Consider the following 9,974-nt stretch of genomic DNA (forward strand, 5'->3'; position numbering starts at 1 on the left):
CTGCCGTCCTTCATCATGACGCTGGCGACGCTGACCGCCTTCCGGGGCATCGGCCTGCTGATGACCAACGGCGCCACCATCAGCGGCTTCCCGCCGGAGTTCACCGGCTTCTCCCGCCTGTCGTTCCTGGGGATTCCGTCACTGTTCTGGGTCGTGATCCTGGTGGCGGTCCCCAGCTACATCCTGCTGCACCACAGCCGCTGGGGCCGGTACATCTACGCGGTCGGCAGCAACAGCGAAGCGGCGCGGCTCAGCGGCGTCCATATCGCCCGCACGATCTATCTCGCCTATATCCTGTCCGCGACGCTCGCCTGCCTTGCCGGGGTCCTGACCGCCAGCCGCATCGCCATCGGCGTCGCCACCACGGGAGAGGGCTGGGAGCTTCAGTCGATCGCGTCCTCGGTGATCGGCGGCACCAGCCTGTTCGGCGCCGTCGGCAGCATCACCGGCCCGCTGCTGGGATCGATGCTGCTGACTACCATCAACAACGGCGCCAACCTGCTGAACGTCAACCCGTTCTGGCAGCGGATCATCACCGGCTTCCTGATCATCGCCATCGTCTTCTTCGATCAACTCCGCCGGCGCCGCAAGGGATAGGGCGGCGCCGGCTTACGCCGTCCTATTGCCGCGAAGACGAGGCCCGCCAGAGGTCGATCCCGCCATCGCCGGCATGGCGGTCGATCTCTGCCAACTCTTCGGCGGACAAAGCAGGCCCTGCCAAGGCGTCCAGGCTGTCGTCCAACTGCTCGACGGTCCGGGCGCCAATCAGCGCCGAGGTGATGCGCGGGTCGCGCAGGACCCAGAGCAGCGCCATCTGGGCAAGGCTCTGGTTCCGGCGCCGGGCGACCTCGTTCAGCTCGCGGATGCGGGCGATGTTGTCTTCCGTCAGGAAGCCCTGCTTCAGCGGACCGCCGCGCGTCGCCCGCGAGCCTTCCGGAATGCCGTTCAGGTACTTCGACGTCAGCATGCCCTGCGCCAGGGCCGAGAACGCGATGCAGCCGATGCCCAGCTCTTCCAGCGTCGACAGCAGACCGTCCTCGATCCAGCGGTTCAGCATCGAATAGGACGGCTGGTGGATCAGGCAGGGCGTGCCGAGCGAGTTCAGGATCGCGACCGCCTGCCGGGTCTTTTCCGGCGAGTAGGAGGAGATGCCGACATAAAGCGCCTTGCCCTGCCGGACCACCTGATCCAGCGCGCCCATGGTCTCTTCCAGCGGAGTATCCGGGTCGACCCGGTGCGAGTAGAAGATATCGACGTAGTCGAGCCCCATGCGCTTCAGGCTCTGGTCCAGGCTGGCGACCAGATACTTGCGCGATCCCCAGCTGCCGTAGGGACCGGGCCACATGTCGTAACCGGCCTTGGTCGAGATCACCAGCTCGTCACGGTAGGGCTTGAAGTCGGCGGCCATGTACCGGCCGAAGTTCTCTTCCGCCGAACCGGGTGGCGGGCCGTAGTTGTTGGCAAGGTCGAAATGGGTGACGCCGCGGTCGAAAGCCCGCCGCAGGACGGCGCGGCCGGTTTCGAACACGTCGACGCCGCCAAAGTTCTGCCAAAGGCCAAGCGAGATCGCCGGCAATTTCAGGCCGCTTCGGCCACAGCGGCGATAGTCCAGCCGTTCGTAACGATCGGCGGCTGCATCATAAGGCATATCGGGTTATCTCCAGTCAAAGACCGGAAACGCTCGAACCCTTCCCGATGTTGCGGCGCAATTAGTCGATCAGACCGCCGAGAAGCCCACCGCCGATGCCGCCGATGACCGCTCCGCGCTTGCCGTCCACGGCATAGCCGCCCGCAGCGCCCGCACCCGTCCCAAGCACTTGGCCGGTCGAACAAGCCCCGAGCATGAGCAAAGCAAGGATAGCGCCGATCGAGAATCTTGATCTCATGACTTTATCTCCTTTCCATCAGTAAACAGATGGCAAGGATATTTATTCCGTAAGATGGATTTCTTGGATCACTGCTCGGAGTGCGCTACCGGTGATTGCTTCACCCTGCGCTGATATGTCCAACCCTAAACAGCAGCGGCCAGCGCACCGTCCGGCACCGGCTTTCATCCGGCCAGAGCACCCCGACAGCGTCCGTGAAAGCGGGCAGGGGATCGAGCCCCTGCTTCTCCGCCGCCTTCACTGCCGACCATGTCGCGACATAACCCAGGAACTGCGCTCGGTTCCACTCGGCCGTCATGTCGATCAGCGGAGGCGTCACCTCGCGGAACGGGAAGTCGATTTCCCGGTAGCCGCCATCGACCAGCCGCCGCTCGGACGGCCAGAACCGCCCCACCCCGTCGGTGTAGAAGGCATCGACGACCGCATCCAGCTCGGCGTCGATCCGCAGCAATCCGTAGCCGACCAATGCTGCCAGCCCGCCCGGTTTCAGCACCCGCGCGACTTCCGCCCAGTAGTGCTGCAGGTCGAACCAGTGCGCCGCCTGCGCCGCGACCACCAGGTCGCAGCTTGCCTCGGCCAGACCGCTGGCCTCCGCCGGAGCCACCCTGTATGTCACCTTGGGATGCGGCACTGCCTGCGCGATCTGCGAGGCGCTGGCGTCGGTCGCTTCGACACGGTCGAACGGTCCGGCGAGCAGCACCGACAACTGTCCCGAGCCGCACCCGCAGTCGAGCGCCAGCCCACGCGCCGGCGCAAGCTCGGCCAGCGCCTCCGCCAGAGCCGGCGGATAGCTCGGACGGCAGTCGGCGTAGAGCGCCGCGTGCCCCGAGAAATGATCTTTGAAGCCTGTCATTTCCCGAGGCTAGCAGGAACCCCTCACCGGCGGGAATAGGGCGTCATAGCCCAGGCCGTCAGGCGTGCGCTCCCTTGGTGGTCGCCACCGCAGCCGGAGCCGTGGCGCCGTAGCGCTCCATCGTAAGCCCCTCCAGGTCGATATCGGCGGTCTTGCCCGAAACCATATCGGCCAGCACCCGCGCAGAACCTGCCGACATCGTCCAGCCCAGCGTGCCGTGGCCGGTGTTCAGGTACAGGTTGGACAGGGGCGTCGGCCCGATGATCGGCGGACCGTCCGGAGTCATCGGCCGCAGGCCGGTCCAGAACTCGGCGCGCGACAGATCGCCGCCGCGCGGGAACAGGTCCGATACGACATGGTCCAGCGGACCGCGCCGCGCCGCCCGCAGCGCCGTGTTGTAGCCGGCCAGCTCGGCGGTGCCGCCCACCCGGATGCGGTCGCCCAGCCGCGTCACCGCGACCTTGTAGGTCTCGTCCATCACGGTGGATTCCGGCGCGCCCGACGGATCGGTGATCGGCACCGTGATCGAGTAGCCCTTGACCGGATAGACCGGGATACGGATGCCCAGCGGCTTCAGCAGCAGCGGCGAGTAGCTGCCGAGCGCCAGCACATAGGTATCCGCCTTCAACTCGCCGCCATCCGTCTCGACGCCGGTGATCCTGCGCCCGTCGCTGACGATGCGCTTGATGTTGACGCCGTAGCGGAAGGTGACGCCCAGCGCCTCCGCCCGCCTGGAAAGCTCCTGGGTGAACTTGAAGCAATCGCCGGTCTCGTCCCCCGTCAGGCGCAGGCCGCCGGCGAACTTCTCGCGGACCATCCCCAGCGCAGGTTCCACGGCGACGCAGCCGTCGCGGTCGAGCACTTCGAACGGCACACCGAACCGCTTCAGGATGGCGATATCCGCCGCAGTGCCGTCCAGCTGCTCCTGCTTGCGGAAAAGCTGCAACGTTCCTTGCGCGCGCTCGTCGTACTGGATGCCGATTTCCGACCGCAGGTCGCGCAGCGTATCGCGGCTGTATTCCGCGACGCGCACCATCCGGGCCTTATTGATCTCATATCGCTTCTCGGTGCAGTTCATCAGCAGCGACAGGCCCCAGGCCCACTGGGCCGGGTCCATCTGCGGCCAGATCACCAGCGGGCGGTTCTTCATGAACAGCCACTTGACCGCCTTGAACGGCAGGCCCGGTGCGGCCCAAGGGGAGGAATAGCCGGGAGAAACCTCGCCCGCGTTGCCGTAGCTGGTTTCCAGCCCTGCGGCAGGTTGCCGGTCCACCACGGTCACCTCGTGGCCCGCCTTGGCCAGAAACCAGGCCGATGTAACGCCGATCACGCCGCTGCCGAGAACCAGAACCTTCACGAGGATATCTCCCTGTCCAGAGATTGCATTTTTGTCAGCCGTCGGAATTAGCCGTCCAGATAAGTCCGGAAGTAACGGCCACCGAGGCTTGTGAGGATTTCGTAGCCGATCGTCCCGGCGGCTTCCGCCACCGCATCGACCGGGTTGTGCTCGCCGATCAGATCGACCAAATCGCCGGGCTCGAGCCCCGGTCCGGGAAGGCCGGTCGCGTCGAGCGTGATCGTGTCCATGGAAACCACCCCGACGACGGGCAGGGCGGCATTGCCATGATAAGCCTTGGCGCGGTTGCCCAGGCTGCGGAGGAACCCGTCGGCGTAGCCGGTCGACACCGTCGCGATCCGCGCCGGTTCTGGCGCCGTCCACCGTCCGCCATAGCCGACCCGCGCTCCGGCCTCGATCTCCCGTACCTGGATCACCCGCGCCTGAAGCCGGACCACCGGGCGCAACGGATTGGGCTGCCCAGCCACCGGCGCCACGCCGTAAAGCGCCGCACCCGGCCGGGCAAGGTCGAAGTGGTAGTCCTGCCCCAGGAACACGCCCGAGGAGTTGGAGAAGCTGGCCGGCACCGCCGGCAGCCGCAGACGTGCCGCACGGAAGTTGGCCAGCTGCAAGGCGTTCAACTCGTGGCTCTGCTGTTCGGCGCAGGCGAGATGGCTCATGACGTAGCGGAGATCGATGCCGTCCAGCCGTCCGGGATCATCCGCCACCGTGTCGAGTTCACGCTTCGACAGTCCCAGCCGCGACATGCCGGTATCGACCTGAACGACCGCCGGGAGCTTGCGGCCAAGCCGGCGGGCCATTGCAGTCCAGGCGTCGATCTGCCCAAGGCTGTTGACGACCGGGACCACGCGATGCTCGACGAAGTCGGCTTCGACCCCGGCAGGCGAACCGTGCAGCACGAAGACCTCGGCCTCTGCGGGAACATGGGGCCGCAGCGCTATCGCCTCGTCCAGATGAGCCGTGAAGAAGTTCGTGCAGCCGTCGGCAGCCAGGGCAGGGGCCACCCGGTCCGCGCCAAGCCCGTAGGCGTCGGCCTTGACCACGGCGGCGCAGGCCGTCCCGCCGAGCTTCTCGCGCAGCAGCCTGTAATTGGCGCGGATCGCATCGAGATCGACGGTCAGCAGCGCTCCGGCGCTGGCGTGGCGGGTATTCAGCATGAACCTCTCCCAAGTTCCTTATCCACATACTTAGCAATCGCCATGCCAGCAGCGCGCATCCCTATAGGCACTGCCTCGCAACGAGTTTCCTTGTCGTCGTCCTGTACTCGGACGTTTACAGGCACCCCGGATGAGCTGGACTTGACGGCATAATCGATGCCAAAACAATGCTCTAAGCAGCCTGTACTTTTTTGCGTACACTGTAAACGGAGAGATACGCTAGGATCGCCCGATGCGTATCGACATCACCTTCGCCGACCGGGTCGGCATCGCCCATGAGATCCTTGCCGTCCTGGCATCCAGGAGGCTCAACGTCGTGGCGGTGGAAGTCGATCCGCCGCACATCTACATCGATGCACCCAGCCTCCAGCCCGCCGCGATGGACGGACTGCGCGCCGCCCTGACCGAAGTCTCCGGCGTCGCCAGCATCGCGCAGGTAGACATGCTGCCGGGCACCCGCCGCCGGCTTCACCTCGCAACCGTGCTCGCCGCCATTCCCGACCCCGTTCTGGCGGTGGACGGCAGCGGCACCGTCATCCTCGCCAACGCGGCGGCGGAAGCGCCCGGAGCGCTCGGCGGCAAGCGGATCGGCGAGCTTTTCGGCGACGAGGCGCTGCATGGCGAGCTGATCGCGGAAGGCTTCCAGATCCCGGCGCGGGAGGTCATGTTCCAGGGACAGCCGTTCCTGCTCGACGTCCGCCCGATCACAGAAACCGACCCCCTGAAGGCGGCCGGCGGCGTCCTGACGCTGCACGCGCCGAGCAGGCTTGGCGAGCGGCTCCAGGCGTTGCAGAACTTCGACGAAGGCGGCTTCGACACCATTCTGGGCGATTCACCAGCCATGCGCGGCCTCAAGGCGCGGGCGTCCCGCGTCGCCGCCGTCGATGCGCCGCTGCTGATCCTGGGAGAGACGGGAACCGGCAAGGAGCTGATCGCCCACGCCTGCCACCGCGCCAGCACGCGCAAGGGCAGGACCTTCCTGGCGCTCAACTGCGCGGCACTGCCCGAGAACTTGGCGGAGAGCGAGCTGTTCGGCTACGCGCCCGGCTCCTTCACCGGAGCGCAGCGCGGCGGCAAGCCGGGGCTGCTGGAACTGGCGGACCAGGGTACCGTCTTCCTGGACGAAATCGGCGAGATGTCGCCCTACCTGCAGGCCAAGCTGCTGCGCTTCCTCAACGACGGCAGCTTCCGCCGCGTCGGCGGCGACCGCGAGCAGAAGGTCGATGTCCGGATCATCAGCGCCACTCACCGCAAGCTCGACCAGATGGTGGCCGAAGGCGACTTCCGCGAAGACCTCTATTACAGGCTCAACGTGCTCAGCCTCCAGGTACCGCCGCTACGCGACCGGGGCGAAGACATCCTGCTGCTGGCCCGCCATTTCATCGCCCGCGCCTGTGCCCAGGCCCAGCGCCCCGCCTGCCGGCTGACCTCGGCGGCCGGGTCGGCGCTGCTCGCCAACCCGTGGCGCGGCAATGTCCGGCAGTTGGAGAACGTTATCTTTCGCGCCGTCACCATGTCCGACAGCCTGTGGCTGGACGCTCCGGACCTGGAACTCGCCAGCTTTCGCATGGGGCCGGGTGCGGATGCCGCCGAGATTGCCCAATCGTGGGAAGAGGCCTTGGCCGAGTTCGAGCGCTCGCTGCTGGGCCGCCTGTTCCCGCATTTCCCGTCCAGCCGGAAACTGGCCGCCCGGCTGAACACGTCGCATACCATGATAGCCAACAAGTTGCGGCGGTACGGCATCCCGCACCGCCGCTGACCTGAAGGGCCGCTGACCTGAAGATTAGTGACCGCTCTTCACGCTGCCGGCGGCAGTCGTTCCCGCGGCCCCCTGGACGCGCTTTCGTGCCCGCCGTGCCAGCATGTTCAGTCCCTCGATCAGGGCCGAGAACGCCATGGCGGCGTAGATGTAGCCCTTTGGCACATGGGCGCCGAAGCCTTCGGCGATCAGCGTCATGCCGATCATCATCAGGAAGCCCAGGGCCAGCATGACGATGGTCGGGTTCTTGTTGATGAAGTTGGCGAGCGGATCGGCCGCCAGCAGCATGACGAGGACGGCGGTGACGACAGCGATGACCATGATCGGGATATGCTCGGTCATGCCGACCGCCGTGATGATGCTGTCGATCGAGAATACCAGGTCAAGTATCAGGATCTGCCCGATCGCGGCGGTGAAGGTGATGCTGCCGGCCTTGCTGTCGAACATGTCGGGGCCGGGGTCCGGATCCACGCTGTGATGGATTTCCTTAGTCGCCTTCCACACCAGGAACAGACCGCCCGCGATCAGGATCAGGTCGCGCCACGAAAAGGCATGACCGAATGCGGTGAACACCGGTGCGGTCAACTGGACGATGATGGCCACCGTGCTGAGCAGGCCCAGGCGCAGGATCAGCGCCAGTCCGATACCGATACGGCGTCCGCGGGAACGCTGGTCTTCCGGCAGCCGGTTGGTCAGGATCGAAATGAAGATCAGGTTATCGATGCCAAGAACCACTTCCATCGCAATCAGCGTGGCAAGGGCGACCCAGGCTGCGGGATCGGCGGCAAGCGTGAGCAGGTAGTCCATTGTGGTCGAGCATCCTTTCGCTCTGGTTCACCGGTAACCGGTCGGGTGACTGTAACAACGAACATACCCGGATGGACCACAAGCACTGCAACCAGATGCGATAAGTTTTCTTGACTGAGTATCTCCCCTAGGCTTTCTCCGGCATCCGCAGGCCCAGCCGGGCCAATGTCGCCGCGTGATTGACGGCGCAGGCGGTGCCGTCCAGCAGCGGAACCGGCACGCGGACGCGAATCCGGCGGGCAAGTCCCGCCAGCGGCCCTCCACCCAGGATGATCGAGCGAACGCCGTCGGCAGCCGCCGCCCTGCCGCACAGCGCGGCCAGCGCCTCTCCACGATCCCGCTGGACGGTGGTGACGGCTTCCCCGGCGTTCCCGGCATCGCCTCCCGTGCCCGTTTCGAGGATGTGGATGGCGTCCAGCCGGCCGGCGCAGCCCAGCGCCACCGCCGCCCCTTCAAGCAAGGGCCGCAGCGCCGGTCCCAGGGTCACGATGGCGAACCGGCCGCCGCACATCATCGCCGTCAGGATGGCGCTCTCGGCGATCCCGACGACCGGGACCGGCGACAGCTCCCGCGCCTCGGCCAGCCCCGGATCGGAGAAGGCCGCGATCACGACGGCATCGAAGCCGCTGGCAAGCCGGCTGACCAGTTCGAGTACCGCCTGCCGCGCCGTCTCGGATTCATCCGGCGTCTGGATGAACGGACTGCCGAACCGCGCCGTCACCCCGGTAATTTCGACCTGTGGTGGCGCACTTCGGCGTGCCTCCGCTACGATGGTGTCGGTTACGGCGACGGTCGTGTTGGGATTGATGACCAGAATTCGCATCTCTCGCTTCTTATTATTGTTTGGATCAGCGGTCGATTCTCATACATCTGGCGGAATGGTCCGGTTCCGGATGGAACAGCGGGATCTCGGTCTCCCGGCAGCGCTGCTCGACGTATTTGCAGCGCGGTGCGAAGCTGCACCCCGACGGCAGCTTGGCAAGGTTGGGCGGAGAACCGGGGATCGTCTCCAGCCGCTCGCCGCGCGACGCGCCGTGGACGGTGGAAGCCAGCAGGCCCTCGGTGTAGGGATGCAGCCGTTTCCCGATCACCGGTCCGACCGGCCCGGCCTCGATGAAGCGCCCGGCATACATGACGGCGACATCGTCGGCGATCTCGGCCGCCACACCCATGTCGTGGGTGACGAAGATCACTGCCATGCCCATCTCCCGCTGAAGCTGGCGCAGCAGGACCAGCACCTGCATCTGGACCGTGGCATCCAGGGCCGTCGTCGGTTCGTCCGCCAGCAGCAGGTCCGGCCGGCACGACAGCGCCAGGGCGATCATCGCCCGCTGGCGCATGCCGCCGGACATCTCGTGCGGATAGGCCTTGAGCCGGCGTGCGGCAGACGGGATCTGTACCATCTCCAGCAGGTCGAGCGCCCGCTTGTCGGCGTCCCGCCTGGATACGCCCTCGTGCCGGATCACGGTTTCCGCGATCTGGTGGCCGATCGTGTAGACCGGGTCGAAGGCCAGCATCGGTTCCTGGAAGATCATGCTGACGACGGAGCCGCGCACCTGCACAAGCTCCCGCTCGGACAAAGCCAGGATGTTCCGCCCGCCGATCGTGATCCTGCCGCCATAGGTCGTCTTGCGCGCAGGATGCAGCCGCATCATCGCCTTCAGCGTGACGCTCTTGCCCGACCCGGATTCTCCCAGGATCGTCAGCACCTTGCCGCGCTCCAGCGTGAAGTCCACGCCGTTGACGGCGGCGATGCTGCCGTCGCCGCCCTTGAACCTGACGGTCAGCCCCTCGACGCTGACCAGCGGTTCCGGTGCCGGCACCGTCACGGGTGCGGCGTCCTGGCGAAGCGCTGCTGTCATGCTACGGCTCCTGCATGCTGGGGGGCAAGCTGTGGGATGGCCTTGGTGTGGCCGGAACCCGCGATCTCCATATGGCAGGCAGCCGCGTGCCGCTCGGCGTCGGCGACGACCTCCAGCCGGGGTTCGGCCGTGGCGCAGACGCCCTCGGCGAAGGCGCAGCGGGTGCGGAAGCGGCAGCCGGACGGCGGGTTGATCGGGTTGGGCGGATCGCCGGTCAGGGCAGGGGCCGTCGTCCGCTGGGCTGGGTCCATGCTGGGCATCGACGACAGCAGGGCGCGGGTATAGGGATGGCG

Annotated in this window: 11 protein-coding genes; 2 read left to right on the top strand and 9 right to left on the bottom strand. The window is 66.4% G+C overall.

The genetic code is table 11. The features are described from left to right. Positions 1-597: ABC transporter permease (locus AC5JJ6_RS26595; RefSeq protein ID WP_496044961.1), on the top strand; the 597-nt coding region annotated here is incomplete at its 5' end. A gap of 22 nt (positions 598-619) precedes the next feature. Here AC5JJ6_RS26595 and mgrA read toward each other — a convergent pair. The 5 genes from mgrA to alr all read right to left on the bottom strand — a co-directional run bounded on the left by mgrA (position 620) and on the right by alr (position 5,253). Next, positions 620-1,648 carry an L-glyceraldehyde 3-phosphate reductase gene (mgrA, locus tag AC5JJ6_RS26600; RefSeq protein WP_496044962.1) on the bottom strand — a complete coding sequence of 343 codons (1,029 nt, stop codon included), beginning with the start codon at positions 1,646-1,648 and terminating at the stop codon, positions 620-622. A gap of 61 nt (positions 1,649-1,709) precedes the next feature. Next, on the bottom strand, positions 1,710-1,886 hold the full coding sequence (locus tag AC5JJ6_RS26605) for a hypothetical protein (protein ID WP_496044963.1): 177 nt from the start codon (positions 1,884-1,886) through the stop codon (positions 1,710-1,712). Positions 1,887-1,986: 100 nt separating this feature from the next. After that, positions 1,987-2,739, bottom strand: a complete 753-nt coding sequence (locus AC5JJ6_RS26610; protein ID WP_496044964.1) for a class I SAM-dependent methyltransferase — start codon at positions 2,737-2,739, stop codon at positions 1,987-1,989. A gap of 58 nt (positions 2,740-2,797) precedes the next feature. Further along, positions 2,798-4,096 carry a D-amino acid dehydrogenase gene (locus tag AC5JJ6_RS26615; RefSeq protein WP_496044965.1) on the bottom strand — a complete coding sequence of 433 codons (1,299 nt, stop codon included), beginning with the start codon at positions 4,094-4,096 and terminating at the stop codon, positions 2,798-2,800. A 47-nt stretch (positions 4,097-4,143) separates the two neighbouring features. Then, entirely contained in the window at positions 4,144-5,253 is a 1,110-nt protein-coding gene (alr, locus tag AC5JJ6_RS26620; protein ID WP_496044966.1) for an alanine racemase, read from the bottom strand. A 232-nt stretch (positions 5,254-5,485) separates the two neighbouring features. Here alr and AC5JJ6_RS26625 point away from each other — a divergent pair, with 232 nt between their 5' ends. Next, a complete protein-coding gene (locus AC5JJ6_RS26625) occupies positions 5,486-7,012 on the top strand; it encodes a sigma-54-dependent transcriptional regulator (protein WP_496044967.1) in 1,527 nt (508 codons plus the stop codon). 24 nt (positions 7,013-7,036) lie between these two features. Here AC5JJ6_RS26625 and AC5JJ6_RS26630 read toward each other — a convergent pair whose 3' ends face one another. The 4 genes from AC5JJ6_RS26630 to AC5JJ6_RS26645 form a co-directional block, all read right to left on the bottom strand. Continuing rightward, positions 7,037-7,819, bottom strand: coding sequence for a TerC family protein (locus AC5JJ6_RS26630; protein WP_496044968.1), 783 nt, complete (start codon positions 7,817-7,819; stop codon positions 7,037-7,039). Between the two features lie 127 nt (positions 7,820-7,946). Further along, on the bottom strand, positions 7,947-8,642 hold the full coding sequence (locus tag AC5JJ6_RS26635) for an aspartate/glutamate racemase family protein (protein WP_496044969.1): 696 nt from the start codon (positions 8,640-8,642) through the stop codon (positions 7,947-7,949). Positions 8,643-8,667: 25 nt separating this feature from the next. Continuing rightward, positions 8,668-9,681: an ABC transporter ATP-binding protein gene (locus AC5JJ6_RS26640; RefSeq protein ID WP_496044970.1), complete on the bottom strand. Its 1,014-nt coding sequence runs from the start codon at positions 9,679-9,681 to the stop codon at positions 8,668-8,670. Next, on the bottom strand, positions 9,678-9,974 hold a 297-nt coding region (locus AC5JJ6_RS26645), incomplete at its 5' end, for an oligopeptide/dipeptide ABC transporter ATP-binding protein (RefSeq protein ID WP_496044971.1). The genes AC5JJ6_RS26640 and AC5JJ6_RS26645, both read right to left, overlap by 4 nt.

It is taken from the genome of Skermanella sp. (assembly GCF_059503625.1).

Bases quoted from the DNA above. Each gene is read 5' to 3' on its own strand.
- AC5JJ6_RS26635 (WP_496044969.1), bottom strand. From the start codon at position 8,642: ATGCGAATTCTGGTCATCAATCCCAACACGACCGTCGCCGTAACCGAC.
- AC5JJ6_RS26640 (WP_496044970.1), bottom strand. From the start codon at position 9,681: ATGACAGCAGCGCTTCGCCAGGACGCCGCACCCGTGACGGTGCCGGCA.
- mgrA (WP_496044962.1), bottom strand. From the start codon at position 1,648: ATGCCTTATGATGCAGCCGCCGATCGTTACGAACGGCTGGACTATCGC.
- AC5JJ6_RS26610 (WP_496044964.1), bottom strand. From the start codon at position 2,739: ATGACAGGCTTCAAAGATCATTTCTCGGGGCACGCGGCGCTCTACGCC.
- AC5JJ6_RS26630 (WP_496044968.1), bottom strand. From the start codon at position 7,819: ATGGACTACCTGCTCACGCTTGCCGCCGATCCCGCAGCCTGGGTCGCC.
- alr (WP_496044966.1), bottom strand. From the start codon at position 5,253: ATGCTGAATACCCGCCACGCCAGCGCCGGAGCGCTGCTGACCGTCGAT.
- AC5JJ6_RS26625 (WP_496044967.1), top strand. From the start codon at position 5,486: ATGCGTATCGACATCACCTTCGCCGACCGGGTCGGCATCGCCCATGAG.
- AC5JJ6_RS26605 (WP_496044963.1), bottom strand. From the start codon at position 1,886: ATGAGATCAAGATTCTCGATCGGCGCTATCCTTGCTTTGCTCATGCTC.